The organism is Octadecabacter ascidiaceicola (assembly GCF_900185015.1).
Lineage (GTDB): Bacteria > Pseudomonadota > Alphaproteobacteria > Rhodobacterales > Rhodobacteraceae > Octadecabacter > Octadecabacter ascidiaceicola.
In genome coordinates this window covers 283,692-300,654 of sequence record NZ_FXYD01000003.1, presented here as the reverse complement: position 1 = coordinate 300,654, position 16,963 = coordinate 283,692, and the positions used below count along the sequence as shown (strand labels likewise).

The window sequence follows — 16,963 nt, the reverse complement described above, 5'->3', positions numbered from 1 at the left end:
AGGGAATTCCCCTGTCGTTGGAACACAAACTTAGAAATGGAAAAGCAAATGGCTGATCTGAAAAAACTTGCTGAAGAGATCGTAGGTCTTACCCTTCTCGAAGCACAAGAACTGAAAACCATCCTCAAAGACGAGTATGGCATCGAACCAGCTGCCGGTGGCGCAGTAATGGTTGCTGGCGCAGCTGGCGACGCAGGCGGCGACGTTGCTGAGAAGACTGAATTCGACGTCGTTCTCAAGAACGCTGGCGCATCCAAAATCAACGTGATCAAAGAAGTTCGCGGCATCACAGGTCTTGGCCTGAAAGAAGCTAAAGACCTCGTTGAAGCTGGCGGCAAAATCAAAGAAGGCGTTGATAAAGCTGAAGCTGAAGACGTTAAAGCGAAGCTGGAAGCAGCTGGCGCAGAAGTTGAACTGGCTTAAGCCACTTCAATCTTTTGATTACGGAAACGGCGGCTCCTTAGGGGCCGCCGTTTTTGTTTGGAAAGGGTGTCCGGACCAACTGGACCTTGCCCCACCCTGCAGCGAACGGAGGCTGTGAACCTATTCTGTGAATTCGATTTGGAGACGCAGAATTGATCCGATGCCTTAGCGTCAGGCCTCTTCGAGCACTTTTCGTGCAACACGAAAGCACTCCAGCGCTTGGGGAACGCCGCAATAAATGCCGATGATATGAATAATTGCGCGAATTTCCTCTTGGGTGACACCATTGTTAATCGCGCCACGGCAATGGATTTCCCACTCGTGCATTTTGCCCAATGCGCCGATCATCGAAAGGTTCATCATCGAACGCGTCTTGGCGTCGATCACACCATCGCCCCAGCCAAAGCCCCAACACCATGCAGTCATTGCTTCCTGAAAGGGGCGGGTGAAATCATCGGCGGCGGCAAGGTTTTTTTCAACGTACTCAGCGCCTAGCGTGGCTTTGCGTTGTTCCAAGCCTTTCAGAAAAAGATCTTCGTCAAATGCACTCATGTCTTAACCTTTCAGTTTGATGGCGACGTTTTTCGTCTACACATAATTCCACAAAGCCTCACGGCCTTTTTCGCTCCCATACAGGACTTGCAAAGCAGCGCTCTCGATGCCGCCGGTATTCGCCACCATCTCTGCGGAGATGAGACCTTGTTCGATATCTTTTTCACGTCCAGCCAGTGTCGTGATTATCGCTCCGCCAAGCATGATGTTCCCGCACGGAATGCGACCTACAATGCAACGCTGCGCCAGCACAGGATATTCAAGTCGCCGGGTAAGCTTTATTTGTCACTTGCGATTGCCGCAGAAGATCTGGAACAAACGAAAGCCGCTGTAGAGCACGCTGTGCGATCCATTTCCCTGTAGTGACCGACTTTTCTTACGCAGCGTTTTACCTCTACGGGTTCGCAAAGACTTGCGGCTGATAGTGTGCAACAAAGTTGTTAAGCGACCGTGGTGCTCTGACGCAGGCGCTAAGCGGCCTGACGCACTTGAAACAAGAATGCTTGCTGGTTCCTTTTCAGATTGTCCAATTGACCGAATGCTATGTCGTCTTCGATAGCGCAGAGCTGATGTTTGGGCATGGAGGGGGCCAATAGTCCAACTACCCACAGTAACCCCGAAACGAAGCGCTGGGAGCAAGGGGCAGATAATAGGTCAGAAGATACGCGGCTGCGATCTGGACCAGATTCAAACATGAGAACGCCTGCGTCCCGTGCCAAGGTTCTCTCACCGCCCCTTCGGCCTCAAAGGATCATCCACCCACGGACGTTCCGTCCCTTTCAGTACCCGTTTGCGCGGCTTACCCGCCTTTTTTGGCACAGCCGCGTCCTCCATCTTGCGGTCCGTATCGCCCCACTCAGGCCGCGTTCGCGCTTTCTCTAGCACCTCGTTGGGCCGCAAGATGTAATCCATCGTGTCCGGCCCTTCGATGATCTTCGCCAACCGAAAATGCATGAACGCCCGCAACACACGATTGATGCGGGGCTGATAGCCCGGTCCCAACCCTTTGAAGAATTTCACCACGTCATCATCCAAAGAGATCGTCACCTTCACCCGCTTCGGGTCGCGTTTGTCCTGATCCTCCCAGATGTTGTCCCAGTCGCGGGGCAGGGCTCTGGTTTCATGGAGGTATCCCATCAATTCGTATTCGATCATCTTGATCGCATCGACGCCGAACCCCCAATGTTTGAGGTCAGCCTTGCTCATCTGTTCTGGGTCCGCTTCACGCATTTTCACCTCCTAATTCGGTGAAAGCAGCGTGTTCTCAATGGATTAAGGACGTTCAAACCCGCCGTGCGGGGTCGTAACCGGATTGTAACCATATCAGACCCATACTGGACCCATATCCGCCCCATACGCGGTTTTCCTTGACCCTAGCGGCGCTTTCGCGGAAGGTTGGGGTTCCGGAAGGTCCTGCATTTTCCGATCAAGGGTGGTGTTGCGCCCCCTTGTCATTCGTGTGTTCACATCCTATTTAGCAGTTTCACGCGGCTTCGATTGATTCGGGGCCGCTCTTTCTGTCTTGTAGCATGGAGCCTATCACACCCCCGAAAAATCGTTTGTTTTCAGGGGGAAGGCAAAACGTTGTGAGCAGGCCTTTCTTGGAAAACCTCCCGATTTATCGGGGTGTTTTCCAAGGCAGGATACGGGGTCGAGAGCTGCGCAGTGGGTCGCGTGGCGAGAATGGACCTCATTTTGTCGTCTCGTATGGTCGCCCGTGCAGTCGCCCAACTGTTCGTGCGCCGGTGAGAATTTGAAAGGTGTCCAACCAAATGGCGCAAACGTTCCTCGGTCAGAAACGTCTCCGTAAATACTACGGAAAAATCCGCGAAGTCCTCGACATGCCGAACCTCATTGAGGTTCAAAAGTCATCTTATGATCTGTTCCTGCGCTCCGGCGACAGCGACACGCCGCTTGACGGCGAAGGCATCAAGGGCGTCTTTCAATCGGTGTTCCCGATTAAAGATTTCAATGAATCCTCCGTTCTGGAGTTCGTGAAATACGAGCTTGAGAAGCCAAAGTACGACGTTGAAGAGTGCCAGCAGCGCGACATGACATATGCCGCTCCGCTTAAGGTCACACTCCGTCTTATCGTGTTTGATATCGATGAAGATACAGGCGCGAAGTCTGTTAAGGACATCAAAGAACAAGACGTATTCATGGGCGATATGCCTTTGATGACACCAAACGGTACGTTCGTTGTGAACGGCACCGAGCGCGTGATCGTATCCCAGATGCACCGTTCCCCTGGTGTGTTCTTTGACCACGACAAAGGTAAGTCGCACAGCTCGGGCAAATTGTTGTTCGCTTGCCGCATCATCCCATACCGCGGTAGCTGGTTGGACTTCGAATTCGACGCAAAAGACCTCGTGTTCTGCCGCATCGACCGTCGTCGCAAGCTGCCTGTAACAACATTGCTCTATGCGCTGGGCCTTGATCAAGAAACGATCATGAATGCGTACTATGACCACGTTGATTACACATTCGACAAGAAGGCGAAGGCTTGGAAAACCAAGTTCTTCCCAGAGCGCGTGCGCGGCACTCGCCCATTGTTCGATCTGGTCGACGCCAAAACGGGCGAAGTGATTGCCGAAGCTGGCAAGAAGGTCACTCCGCGCGCAGTTAAAGCGTTGATCGACGCTGGTGAAGTTACTGAATTGCTCGTCCCATACGAGCAGATCGTTGGTAAGTTCGCAGCAAACGACATCATCAACGAAGAAACTGGCGCGATCTACGTCGAAGCTGGTGACGAGTTGACGCTGGAGTACGACAAAGCAGACGAGCTGATCGGCGGTACGCTGAAAGAACTCATCGATGCAGGTGTGAAGACAATCCCAGTCCTCGACATCGATAACGTTAATGTTGGCCCATACATGCGCAACACAATGGCGGCAGATAAGAATATGGGTCGCGAAACAGCGCTCATGGACATCTACCGCGTTATGCGCCCGGGTGAGCCACCCACCGTTGATGCAGCGTCCACATTGTTCGACAGCCTGTTCTTTGACTCTGAGCGTTACGACCTCTCCGCTGTTGGTCGCGTGAAGATGAACATGCGTCTTGCTCTGGATGCCGAAGACACCATGCGCACATTGCGTAAGGAAGACATCGTATCCTGCATCAAGGCCCTCGTGGAACTTCGCGACGGCAAAGGCGATATCGACGATATTGACCACCTTGGTAACCGTCGTGTGCGCTCCGTTGGCGAACTTATGGAAAACCAGTACCGCGTTGGTCTGCTCCGCATGGAGCGCGCCATCAAGGAACGTATGTCTTCCGTTGAGATCGACACAGTTATGCCGCAAGACCTTATCAACGCGAAGCCAGCGGCTGCTGCGGTGCGTGAATTCTTCGGCTCATCACAGCTGTCGCAGTTCATGGACCAAACGAACCCGCTTTCGGAAGTTACGCACAAGCGTCGCTTGTCCGCGCTTGGGCCAGGTGGTCTGACACGTGAACGTGCCGGTTTTGAAGTACGTGACGTTCACCCAACACACTACGGCCGCATGTGTCCGATTGAGACACCGGAAGGCCCAAACATTGGTCTGATCAACTCGCTGGCAACCTTCGCTCGCGTCAACAAGTATGGCTTCATCGAAACACCGTACCGCGTTGTCACAGACGGCAAGGTCACGGACGAAGTACACTACATGTCCGCGACTGAAGAAATGCGCCACACTGTTGCGCAGGCCAACGCGAACCTGAACGAAGACATGTCTTTCGTGAACGACCTCGTGTCGACACGTCAGAACGGTGAATACACGCTCGCACCTAGCGAGAATGTTAACCTGATTGACGTTTCACCAAAGCAGTTGGTCTCCGTTGCTGCGTCCTTGATCCCATTCCTAGAAAACGACGATGCTAACCGGGCCCTGATGGGTTCGAACATGATGCGTCAGGCGGTTCCATTGCTTCAGGCTGAGGCTCCGCTCGTTGGTACGGGTATCGAAGAAGTTGTGGCACGGGATTCCGGCGCTGCGATCATGGCGAAACGCGCTGGTATCATCGACCAAGTCGATGCGACGCGTATCGTTGTTCGCGCCACGTCCGACCTTGAGGTCGGTGACCCTGGCGTTGACATCTACCGCATGCGCAAGTTCCAGCGTTCCAACCAGAACACATGTATCAACCAGCGCCCATTGGTAAAGGTTGGTGATACGGTTCTGAAGGGCGAAGTTATTGCTGACGGTCCATCCACGGACATCGGTGAACTCGCACTTGGTAAAAACGTGGTCGTCGCGTTTATGCCTTGGAACGGCTACAACTACGAAGACTCCATTCTGATCTCCGAACGTATCGTTCGTGACGACGTGTTCACTTCGATCCACATCGAAGAATTCGAAGTCGCTGCACGTGATACGAAGCTTGGGCCAGAGGAAATCACACGCGATATTCCAAACGTCGGCGAGGAAGCCCTGCGCAACCTTGACGAAGCGGGTATCGTTTACATCGGCGCCGAAGTTGAGCCGGGTGACATCCTCGTTGGTAAAATCACACCAAAAGGCGAAAGCCCGATGACGCCGGAAGAAAAGCTTCTGCGCGCCATCTTTGGTGAAAAAGCGTCTGACGTCCGCGACACATCCCTGCGCGTTAAGCCGGGCGATTTCGGGACTGTCGTTGAAGTTCGTGTGTTCAACCGCCACGGCGTTGAAAAAGACGAACGTGCGCTTCAGATCGAACGTGAAGAGGTCGAACGCCTTGCACGTGACCGCGACGATGAGATGACGATCCTTGATCGCAACATCTACGCCCGTCTGCGTTCCATGATCGAAGGTAAGACTGTTGCTAAAGGTCCAAAGGGCATCAAGACTGGCGCGACAATCGACGCAGTTATGCTCGAAGATCTGCCACGCAGCCACTGGTGGCAGATCGCCCTTAAGGAAGAGGGTGACGCACAGATCGTTGAAGCCTTGAACGAACAGTACGAAGCGCAGAAGAAATTGCTCGACGCACGGTTCGAAGACAAGGTCGAAAAAGTACGTCGCGGCGATGATCTGCCACCGGGCGTGATGAAGATGGTTAAAGTCTTCGTCGCGGTGAAGCGTAAGCTTCAGCCTGGTGATAAGATGGCGGGTCGTCACGGGAACAAAGGTGTTATTTCCAAGGTTGTGCCGATGGAAGACATGCCGTTCCTCGCTGACGGTACACCTGTTGACTTCTGTCTGAACCCGCTCGGCGTTCCATCACGTATGAACGTTGGTCAGATTCTGGAAACGCACATGGGTTGGGCCGCACGCGGTCTTGGCCTTGAGATCGACGAAGCGCTCGGTGAATACCGTCGCAACGGCGATCTGACACCTGTGAAAGAGGCCATGAAGATTGCCTACGGCGACGAAGTTTACTCTGAGGGCGTGGCTGACATGACCGATGATGAGCTGATCGAAGCCGCAGGCAACGTCACACGCGGTGTTCCAATTGCGACGCCTGTTTTTGACGGCGCGAAAGAAGCTGACGTGAACGATGCACTGACACGCGCAGGGTTCGACACGTCTGGTCAGTCAGTCTTGTTTGACGGTCGCACAGGCGAACAGTTCAGCCGTAAGGTCACTGTTGGCGTGAAGTACCTGCTTAAGCTGCACCACCTTGTCGATGACAAGATCCATGCCCGTTCCACGGGTCCGTACTCCCTCGTCACTCAGCAGCCGCTGGGTGGTAAGGCGCAGTTCGGTGGTCAGCGCTTTGGTGAGATGGAAGTCTGGGCGCTCGAAGCCTACGGCGCCGCCTACACCTTGCAGGAAATGTTGACAGTTAAGTCTGATGACGTTGCTGGCCGCACAAAGGTCTATGAGAGCATCGTTAAGGGCGAAGACAATTTTGAGGCTGGCGTGCCAGAATCATTCAACGTTCTCGTGAAAGAAGTACGGGGCCTCGGCCTCAACATGGAACTCCTGGATGCGGAGGATGAGGAATAACAAAGTCTCCCCGAGACTTTGAACACAGACTTTCGATGAAAGTCTGTGCCTCCCCCCCTCCCGCCATACTGAAAAGGTATCGATATGAACCAGGAACTGACAAACAACCCGTTTAACCCGCTCACACCGGCGAAAACGTTCGACGAAATCAAGGTCTCATTGGCCTCTCCAGAACGGATCCTTTCGTGGTCCTTCGGTGAGATCAAGAAGCCAGAAACCATCAACTACCGCACGTTCAAGCCAGAGCGTGATGGCCTTTTCTGCGCACGTATCTTTGGCCCAATCAAAGACTACGAATGTCTCTGCGGCAAATATAAGCGCATGAAGTATCGCGGCGTTGTCTGCGAAAAATGTGGTGTTGAAGTTACGTTGCAAAAGGTCCGCCGTGAGCGCATGGGCCACATCGAACTGGCCGCACCCGTTGCGCACATCTGGTTCCTGAAATCCCTGCCATCCCGCATCGGTCTGATGCTGGACATGACGTTGCGCGATCTGGAACGCATCCTGTACTTCGAAAACTACGTTGTGATCGAACCGGGTCTTACAGACCTGACATACGGCGCCCTGATGACCGAGGAAGAATACCTCGACGCGCAGGACGCCTACGGCATGGATGCGTTCACAGCGAACATCGGTGCTGAAGCGATCCGCGAAATGCTGGCTGCGATTGATCTTGAAGGCGAGGCTGAGCAGCTGCGCGAAGAGCTGAAAGTCGCGACTGGCGAATTGAAGCCAAAGAAGATCATTAAGCGTCTGAAGATCGTTGAAAGCTTCATCGAGTCTGGCAACCGTCCTGAATGGATGATCCTGACCGTTGTGCCGGTGATCCCGCCAGAGCTGCGCCCGCTGGTGCCGCTGGATGGTGGCCGTTTTGCGACGTCCGACCTGAACGATCTTTATCGTCGTGTGATCAACCGGAACAACCGTCTGAAGCGTCTGATCGAATTGCGCGCACCTGACATCATCGTCCGCAACGAAAAGCGGATGTTGCAGGAATCTGTCGATGCATTGTTCGACAACGGCCGTCGTGGCCGTGTGATTACTGGCGCCAACAAGCGTCCGCTGAAATCGCTGTCTGACATGCTGAAAGGTAAGCAAGGTCGTTTCCGTCAAAACCTTTTGGGTAAGCGCGTCGACTTCTCTGGCCGTTCGGTCATTGTGACCGGTCCGGAATTGAAACTGCATCAATGTGGTCTTCCCAAGAAGATGGCGTTGGAGCTGTTCAAGCCGTTCATCTATTCGCGCCTTGAAGCCAAAGGTCTGTCTTCCACAGTGAAGCAAGCCAAGAAACTGGTGGAAAAAGAACGTCCTGAAGTTTGGGACATCTTGGACGAAGTGATCCGCGAACACCCTGTCATGCTTAACCGTGCGCCTACATTGCACCGTCTTGGTATTCAGGCGTTCGAACCTGTCTTGATCGAAGGTAAAGCGATTCAGCTGCACCCGCTCGTGTGTTCTGCGTTTAACGCTGACTTCGACGGTGACCAAATGGCTGTTCACGTTCCACTGTCCCTTGAGGCACAGCTGGAAGCCCGCGTGTTGATGATGTCCACCAACAACGTTCTGTCGCCTGCAAACGGCGCGCCGATCATTGTTCCATCGCAGGATATGATTTTGGGTCTGTACTACACGACCATCGAACGCGAAGGCATGAAGGGCGAAGGCATGGTCTTCGGCGACATCGAAGAAGTCGAGCACGCCTTGGCCGCTGGTGAAGTGCACCTGCACGCTAAGATCCAAGCCCGCATTCCTCAGATCGACGAGGAAGGCAACGAGGTTATGCAACGGTTCGAGACCACTCCGGGTCGTATCCGTTTGGGCGCGCTTCTGCCGCTGAACAACAAGGCTCCGTTTGAGCTGGTGAACCGCCTTCTGCGTAAGAAAGAAGTTCAGCAGGTCATCGATACGGTCTACCGTTACTGTGGTCAGAAAGAGTCTGTCATTTTCTGTGACCAGATCATGACCATGGGCTTCCGCGAAGCGTTCAAGGCTGGCATCTCGTTCGGTAAGGACGACATGGTTATCCCTGACACCAAGTGGGATCTCGTCAATGATACACGCGATCAGGTCAAAGATTTTGAGCAACAGTACATGGACGGCCTGATCACTCAGGGTGAAAAGTACAACAAAGTTGTCGATGCCTGGTCAAAGTCGAACGACAAAGTCACCGAAGCCATGATGTCCACGATCTCTGAAACAGGTCGTGCGGAAGACGGTTCTGAAAATGAACCAAACTCCGTTTACATGATGGCCCACTCTGGTGCGCGTGGTTCCGTGACACAGATGAAACAGCTGGGCGGTATGCGCGGTCTGATGGCGAAGCCGAACGGCGAAATCATCGAAACGCCGATCATCTCGAACTTTAAAGAAGGCCTGACGGTTCTCGAATACTTCAACTCTACCCACGGTGCCCGTAAGGGTCTGTCGGATACGGCGTTGAAAACTGCGAACTCTGGTTACCTGACACGTCGTCTAGTGGACGTTGCACAAGATTGCATCGTGCGTGAAGTCGACTGCGGAACCGAAATGGCGATCACTGCAGAAGCTGCGGTCAACGATGGTGAAGTTATTGCTTCCCTGTCCGAACGTGTGCTTGGCCGTGTCTCTGCTGATGACGTTCTCAAGCCGGGAACCGAAGAGGTTCTCGTGAAAGCTGGCGATCTGATCGACGAACGTACAGCCGATGTGATTGAAGCAGCTGGCGTTGCGAAAATGCGTATCCGCAGCCCGCTGACCTGTGAAGCTGAAGATGGCGTTTGCGCAATGTGTTACGGTCGTGACTTGTCACGCGGTACACGCGTGAACATCGGTGAAGCTGTCGGCATTATCGCGGCGCAGTCCATCGGTGAACCAGGTACACAGCTGACAATGCGTACGTTCCACATTGGTGGTGTTGCGCAGGGTGGCCAGCAGTCCTTCCTTGAATCCTCCGTCGACGGTGTTGTCGAATTGCGCAATGCGCAAATCCTCGAGAACGAAAACGGCGAGCAGGTTGTCATGGGCCGTAACATGGTCCTCGCGATCATGGATGAGAACGGTGAAGAACGTGCGAACCACAAGGTTGGTTACGGTTCCAAAGTCTTCGTCAAAGACGGCGCAAAAATTGCCCGTGGCGACAAGATGTTCGAATGGGATCCGTACACATTGCCGATCATCGCTGAAAAGGCCGGTACGGTTAAGTTTGTTGACCTCGTCAACGGTATCGCAATCCGCGAAGACACCGATGACGCGACAGGCATGACGCAGAAGATCGTAACCGACTGGCGTTCTGCGCCTAAGGGTAACGAACTGAAGCCGGAAATCCTGATCATCGGTGAAGATGGCGAACCTGTCCGTAACGATGCTGGTAACCCAGTTACTTACCCAATGTCCGTTGATGCGGTTCTGTCCATCGAAGATGGTCAGCAGATCGCAGCTGGTGACGTCGTTGCGCGTATCCCGCGTGAAGGCGCCAAGACCAAGGATATTACCGGTGGTCTGCCACGTGTTGCTGAACTCTTTGAGGCACGTCGCCCTAAAGACCACGCAATCATCGCGGAAAACGACGGCTATGTTCGCTTCGGCAAAGACTACAAGAACAAGCGTCGCATCGCGATCGAGAACGCGGACGATCCGGATACCAAGGTCGAGTACATGGTTCCAAAAGGTAAACACATCCCAGTGCAAGAAGGCGACTTCGTGCAGAAGGGCGATTACATCATGGACGGCAACCCAGCGCCGCATGACATTCTCGCCATTATGGGTGTCGAAGCCTTGGCCGATTACATGATCGACGAAGTTCAGGACGTTTACCGTCTTCAGGGTGTTAAGATTAACGATAAGCACATCGAAGTTATCGTTCGTCAGATGCTCCAGAAGTGGGAAGTTTCCGACAGCGGTGAAACAACACTGCTCAAGGGCGAAAATGTCGACAAGGCCGAGTTTGACGAAGCCAACGCCAAGGCGGTTGCCCGTGGTGGTCGTCCTGCTCAGGGTGAGCCGATCTTGCTTGGTATCACGAAGGCGTCCTTGCAGACACGTTCCTTCATCTCTGCGGCGTCCTTCCAGGAAACAACGCGCGTTCTTACGGAAGCATCCGTACAGGGCAAGCGGGACAAACTGGTTGGCCTCAAAGAGAACGTCATCGTTGGTCGATTGATCCCTGCTGGTACAGGTGGCGCAACACAGCGCGTCACACGTATCGCAAACGAGCGTGACAACGTCGTCATTCAGGCCCGTCGTGAAGAAGCCGAAGCCGCAGCTGCGCTTGCCGCACCTGAAGCAATGGCGAGCGATGTGGTTGGCGGTGATGCATTCGATACTATCATCGAGAGCGACATCGAAAGCCGCGACGAGTAAGATCGACGTTTAGAAATTGGGAAGGGCCTCGCTGGAAACAGCGGGGCCTTTTTCGTTAGAGGAATTGAAGCGCTGAAACCGGTGACCTCTGGTGAAGGCAAGCAAGCTGTGCCACACCCGCTTCATGGTCCTTTCCGACAACATGCGCGCAGCGCTTCTTATTATGGTTTCGATGGCGGCGTTCACGGTGAACGATGCGCTGATGAAGCTTGCCGCGCCGAACCTGCCGTTCTTTCAGCAAATTTTCATGCGCGGTGTGCTGATCACGATCGGGCTATTTATCCTAGCGGCGATCTGGGGTCATTTGCACTATAAGCCTGACCCGAAAGATCGGCTGCTGACTGCGTTGCGTACATTGGCCGAAGCAGTTGGGACGGTTTTCTTCCTTACCGCACTGTTTAGCATTCCAATCGCAAACCTATCCGCCATTTTGCAAGCCTTGCCGCTAACCGTGACTTTGGCCGCCGCCGTATTTCTGGGTGAGCCCGTTGGGTGGCGTCGGATTGTTGCGATCTTGATTGGCTTCGTTGGCGTTGCGATCATTATCCGTCCCGAAGCCGAAGGGTTTAGCATTTACGCTCTTTACGGGGTCGCGGCAGTCATCGCGGTGACGTTTCGAGACCTAGCTGCGCGAAAACTGTCCAAGGCGATCCCGTCTAGCCGTGTGGCGCTTGCGGCGGCCATTGGTGTGACACTGATGGCAGGCGCTGGGTCCTATATCGAACGTGAGACATGGGTCATGCCAAATCTGGGGGAAACGCTGCTTCTCCTTGGGGCTGCTTTGTGTCTTATGGCAGGGTACATTTCAGCGGTCGCAGGCATGCGTTTGGGCGAGATTGGGTTCGTTGCACCGTTCCGCTATACATCCCTCATTGTGGCGCTGATCCTCGGGTTTGTGCTCTTTGATGAATGGCCCGATTTCTGGACAATGGTTGGGGCCGCCATCGTTGTGGCGACGGGCCTTTTCACAATTTACAGAGAACGCGCGACAGCAAGCAAACCGACCATGGGTTTACGCGTCCGATAGGCGCTGTTGACACTAAAAACGAGTCATCCTATAGAGCGCGGACTTGGCACAGCTATGTCTGCTGCTCGGTATCATAATCGTCGTGGTCAAGATCCGACCTACTATTGGTCCGATCCTCTGTAACCCAACCGCTCCGTAGCTCCGGTAAGGCTACGCCAGCGGGTTTTTTGCGCTTTTTGGACGCAAGAGGCGCTTGAGAATTTAAATCGGCGGGCCACACGGTTCGCTACACATGTGTAGGAAGTAGGACAAAACCTAATGCCAACAATTCAGCAGTTGATCCGGAAACCCCGGCAGCCAAAACGTCGAGTGTCAAAATCACTCCACCTTGAAGGCAACCCGCAAAAGCGCGGCGTTTGCACTCGGGTTTATACAACGACACCGAAAAAGCCGAACTCCGCGATGCGTAAGGTTGCCAAAGTGCGCCTGACAAACGGGTTCGAAGTTATTTCGTACATCGGCGGTGAAAGCCACAACCTTCAGGAACACTCTGTGGTTCTGATCCGCGGCGGTCGTGTAAAAGACCTTCCGGGTGTCCGTTACCACATCCTGCGCGGTGTTCTGGATACCCAAGGCGTTAAAGACCGTAAGCAGCGTCGTTCGAAATACGGCGCCAAGAAGCCGAAGTAAGGGAAACAGCATATGTCACGTCGTCACGCCGCTGAAAAGCGCCAGATCCTTCCCGATGCAAAGTTCGGTGATAAGGTTCTTTCCAAGTTTATGAACAACTTGATGATCGATGGTAAAAAATCCGTCGCTGAACGCATCGTCTACAATGCCTTTGACCGCATTGAAGACAAACTCAAGAAGTCCCCACTCGAGGTCTTCCATGAGTCACTTGAAAACATCAAACCAAACCTCGAAGTACGCTCGCGCCGTGTCGGTGGTGCTACCTACCAGGTACCTGTCGAAGTTCGCCCTGAGCGCCGTGAGGCATTGGCTATTCGTTGGTTGATCGCTGCTGCGAAAAAGCGCAACGAAAAGACAATGGAAGAGCGTCTTGCAGGCGAGCTCGTGGATGCGGTTCAAGGCCGCGGCACAGCCGTTAAGAAACGCGAAGACACACACAAGATGGCCGATGCTAACAAAGCATTCAGCCACTACCGCTGGTAAGAGGAAGCACCTAACATGGCACGCGATTATCCCCTCGAACTGTACCGGAACTTTGGTATTATTGCTCACATTGATGCGGGCAAAACCACATGTTCCGAGCGCATCCTGTACTACACAGGTAAATCCCACAACATTGGCGAAGTGCACGATGGCGCTGCGACTATGGACTGGATGGAGCAAGAGCAGGAACGGGGTATTACAATTACTTCCGCTGCGACGACGACATTCTGGGAGCGCACTGAGAACGGCACAGAAGCCGACTCTCCTAAGCACCGCATGAACATCATCGACACACCAGGCCACGTTGACTTCACAATCGAAGTTGAACGTTCCTTGGCTGTTCTCGATGGCGCTGTTTGTGTTCTCGACGCCAACGCTGGTGTTGAACCACAGACTGAAACTGTTTGGCGTCAGGCTGACCGCTACAAAGTTCCACGCATGGTTTTCGTCAACAAGATGGACAAAATCGGCGCTGACTTCTTCAACTGTGTTCGTCAGATCGAAGACCGTACTGGTGCGCGCGCGCTGCCAGTTGCGTTCCCGATTGGTGCGGAAACAGAGCTTGAAGGTCTTGTTGACCTCGTGACGATGGAAGAATGGCTGTGGCAGGGTGAAGACCTTGGTGCATCATGGATCAAAGCGCCTATTCGCGCTGATCTTGCTGATGTGGCCGCTGAATGGCGTGAAAAGCTCGTTGAAGCTGCTGTTGAGCAGGACGACGACGCAATGGAAGCCTACCTCGAAGGCACTGAGCCAGACGTAGCTGCTTTGCGCGTTCTGATCCGTAAGGCATGTTTGTCTTTGTCTTTCGTTCCTGTCCTTGGCGGCTCTGCGTTCAAGAACAAAGGCGTTCAGCCACTTCTTAACGCTGTTGTAGACTACCTGCCGAGCCCGCTCGACGTGGTTGACTACATGGGCTTTAAGCCGGGCGATGAAGACGAAGTTCGTGACATTGCCCGTCGTGCTGACGATTCAATGGCGTTCTCTGGTCTTGCGTTCAAAATCATGAACGACCCGTTTGTTGGCTCGCTGACCTTCACACGTATCTACTCTGGTACCCTGAACAAGGGTGACAACCTGCTCAACTCTACCAAGGGTAACAAAGAGCGCGTTGGCCGTATGATGATGATGCACTCCAACGACCGTGAAGAAATCGAAGAAGCATTCGCTGGTGACATCATCGCGTTGGGTGGTCTCAAGGGCACCACAACTGGTGATACACTTTGTGCTCCAAATGAACCTGTTGTTCTCGAAACAATGACGTTCCCTGATCCTGTGATCGAGATCGCCGTTGAGCCGAAAACAAAAGGCGACCAAGAGAAAATGGGCATCGCGCTCCAGCGTCTCTCAGCCGAGGATCCATCCTTCCGCGTGGAAACTGATCTGGAATCAGGTCAGACCATCATGAAGGGTATGGGCGAACTTCACCTCGACATCCTTGTTGACCGCATGAAGCGTGAGTTCAAAGTCGAAGCGAACATCGGTGCACCACAAGTTGCTTACCGCGAGACCATTGGTCACGAAGTTGAGCACACTTACACGCACAAGAAACAGTCTGGTGGTTCCGGTCAGTACGGCGAAGTGAAAATGCTCATTTCTCCGACCGAAGCTGGCGAAGGGTACTCCTTCGAATCCAAGATTGTTGGTGGTGCTGTTCCAAAGGAATACATCCCAGGCGTCGAAAAAGGCATCTTGTCCGTTATGGACAACGGTCCTTTGGCTGGATTCCCTGTGATCGACTTCAAGGTTCAGCTGCTTGACGGTAAGTTCCACGACGTTGACTCATCCATCATGGCATTCGAAATCGCTGCACGTATGTGTATGCGTGAAGGTATGCGTAAAGCTGGGGCGAAATTGCTCGAGCCTATCATGAAGGTCGAAGTGATCACGCCTGACGAATACACAGGTGGTATCATCGGTGACCTGACATCCCGTCGGGGTCAGGTTCAGGGTCAAGATACACGTGGCCACGCTATTGCAATCGAAGCAATGGTGCCACTGGCGAACATGTTCGGCTATATCAACACATTGCGTTCCATGTCTTCGGGCCGCGCGCAATTCTCGATGCAGTTCGACCATTACGATCCGGTACCAAGCAACATCTCTGAAGAAATTCAGGCGAAATTCGCCTAAATCAACACAAATCTTAGGGTGGGCGTCAGCCCACCCGCTCTTATTAAGGAGGCCATCATGGCTAAGGAAAAGTTTGAACGTAATAAACCGCACGTTAACATCGGCACAATTGGCCACGTTGACCACGGCAAGACGACATTGACAGCGGCGATCACGAAGTATTTCGGTGATTTCCAAGCGTACGACCAGATTGACGGCGCGCCGGAAGAAAAAGCACGTGGTATCACGATCTCCACTGCGCACGTTGAGTACGAGACTGAAGCACGTCACTACGCACATGTTGACTGCCCAGGTCACGCTGACTACGTGAAAAACATGATCACGGGTGCTGCCCAAATGGACGGCGCGATCCTGGTTGTGAACGCAGCAGACGGCCCAATGCCACAGACACGCGAGCACATCCTGCTCGGCCGTCAGGTTGGTATTCCGTATATGGTTGTTTACATGAACAAAGTTGACCAGGTTGACGACGAAGAGTTGCTCGAACTGGTTGAAATGGAAATCCGTGAGCTTCTGTCCTCTTACGAGTACCCAGGCGACGACATTCCAGTGATCCCAGGTTCCGCGCTTGCAGCTATGGAAGAGCGTGATGACGCGATCGGTAAAGACTCCATCGTTAAGCTGATGGAAGCTGTCGACACATACATCCCGACACCTGCACGTGCTGTTGACCAGCCGTTCCTGATGCCAGTTGAGGACGTGTTCTCGATCTCTGGTCGTGGTACAGTTGTAACTGGCCGTGTTGAGCGTGGCGTGATCAACGTTGGCGACGAAATCGAAATCGTTGGTATCCGCGACACCACAAAAACAACATGTACTGGTGTTGAAATGTTCCGCAAGCTGCTGGATTCCGGTGAAGCTGGCGACAACATCGGTGCGCTTTTGCGTGGTGTTGACCGTGACGGCGTTGAGCGTGGTCAGATCCTGTGTAAGCCAGGTTCTGTTACGCCACACACGAAGTTCGAAGCTGAGGCCTATATCCTCACGAAAGAAGAAGGCGGTCGTCACACACCATTCTTCGCGAACTACCGTCCACAGTTCTACTTCCGTACAACAGACGTTACGGGCACAGTTCAGCTGCCAGAAGGCACTGAAATGGTTATGCCAGGCGACAACCTGAAGTTCGAGGTTGAGCTGATCGCACCCATCGCGATGGAAGACGGCCTGCGCTTTGCGATCCGCGAAGGCGGCCGCACAGTCGGCGCTGGTGTCGTTTCAAAAATTATCGCTTAATTTTTGAAACCAGCGCGCAGCCGCGACAGCGCCTTTCTGTAAGAAAGGTCGCGAGAGCGGATGAACGCTAACGGTCCACAAACAAAGAAGGCCCTCGCAGAAATGCGAGGGCCTTTTTGTGTTTCCGCTCATGCTTGATCCACCTCAATGCGGCCCCTTTGGTGATGAGTTTAACTAAACCTGAAGGGGATCCGCTGGTGACACAATGTTGATCGGTGGTGCAGCTGCAGGG

The 16,963-nt window shown here is 53.5% G+C and carries 11 protein-coding genes; 9 read left to right on the top strand and 2 right to left on the bottom strand.

Features of this window, described 5'->3' with window-relative positions; translation table 11 throughout:
* Window positions 1-48 precede the first annotated feature (48 nt).
* Window positions 49-423: a 50S ribosomal protein L7/L12 gene (gene rplL, locus OCA8868_RS10330; RefSeq protein ID WP_093996778.1), complete on the top strand. Its 375-nt coding sequence runs from the start codon at window positions 49-51 to the stop codon at window positions 421-423.
* Between the two features lie 171 nt (window positions 424-594).
* On the opposite strand, the gene OCA8868_RS10325 is transcribed toward rplL, so the two are convergent.
* On the bottom strand, window positions 595-975 hold the full coding sequence (locus tag OCA8868_RS10325) for a carboxymuconolactone decarboxylase family protein (protein ID WP_093996491.1): 381 nt from the start codon (window positions 973-975) through the stop codon (window positions 595-597).
* A gap of 147 nt (window positions 976-1,122) precedes the next feature.
* Between OCA8868_RS10325 and OCA8868_RS10320 the strand changes: the two genes are divergently transcribed.
* Window positions 1,123-1,338 (top strand): hypothetical protein, encoded by a 216-nt coding sequence (locus OCA8868_RS10320; protein WP_179214841.1) that lies wholly within the window; start codon window positions 1,123-1,125, stop codon window positions 1,336-1,338.
* Between the two features lie 363 nt (window positions 1,339-1,701).
* Here the strand turns inward: OCA8868_RS10320 and OCA8868_RS10315 are convergent, their stop codons facing one another.
* Window positions 1,702-2,205: a BrnA antitoxin family protein gene (locus tag OCA8868_RS10315; RefSeq protein ID WP_093996490.1), complete on the bottom strand. Its 504-nt coding sequence runs from the start codon at window positions 2,203-2,205 to the stop codon at window positions 1,702-1,704.
* A 542-nt stretch (window positions 2,206-2,747) separates the two neighbouring features.
* On the opposite strand from OCA8868_RS10315, the gene rpoB reads away from it, so the two are divergent.
* From rpoB to tuf, 7 genes are all read left to right on the top strand, one after another.
* Window positions 2,748-6,887 carry a DNA-directed RNA polymerase subunit beta gene (gene rpoB, locus OCA8868_RS10310; protein WP_093996489.1) on the top strand — a complete coding sequence of 1,380 codons (4,140 nt, stop codon included), beginning with the start codon at window positions 2,748-2,750 and terminating at the stop codon, window positions 6,885-6,887.
* Between the two features lie 84 nt (window positions 6,888-6,971).
* Window positions 6,972-11,225, top strand: coding sequence for a DNA-directed RNA polymerase subunit beta' (gene rpoC / locus OCA8868_RS10305; RefSeq protein ID WP_093996488.1), 4,254 nt, complete (start codon window positions 6,972-6,974; stop codon window positions 11,223-11,225).
* Window positions 11,226-11,316: 91 nt separating this feature from the next.
* Window positions 11,317-12,252, top strand: a complete 936-nt coding sequence (locus tag OCA8868_RS10300; protein WP_245848170.1) for a DMT family transporter — start codon at window positions 11,317-11,319, stop codon at window positions 12,250-12,252.
* Between the two features lie 258 nt (window positions 12,253-12,510).
* Window positions 12,511-12,882: a 30S ribosomal protein S12 gene (gene rpsL / locus OCA8868_RS10295; protein WP_093996487.1), complete on the top strand. Its 372-nt coding sequence runs from the start codon at window positions 12,511-12,513 to the stop codon at window positions 12,880-12,882.
* A 12-nt stretch (window positions 12,883-12,894) separates the two neighbouring features.
* Window positions 12,895-13,365 carry a 30S ribosomal protein S7 gene (rpsG, locus tag OCA8868_RS10290; RefSeq protein WP_093996486.1) on the top strand — a complete coding sequence of 157 codons (471 nt, stop codon included), beginning with the start codon at window positions 12,895-12,897 and terminating at the stop codon, window positions 13,363-13,365.
* A gap of 15 nt (window positions 13,366-13,380) precedes the next feature.
* The gene (gene fusA, locus OCA8868_RS10285; protein WP_093996485.1) at window positions 13,381-15,498 is read left to right on the top strand and encodes an elongation factor G; all 2,118 of its coding nucleotides are present in this window, start codon (window positions 13,381-13,383) and stop codon (window positions 15,496-15,498) included.
* Window positions 15,499-15,555: 57 nt separating this feature from the next.
* Window positions 15,556-16,731, top strand: coding sequence for an elongation factor Tu (gene tuf, locus OCA8868_RS10280; protein WP_093996484.1), 1,176 nt, complete (start codon window positions 15,556-15,558; stop codon window positions 16,729-16,731).
* Window positions 16,732-16,963 lie beyond the last annotated feature (232 nt).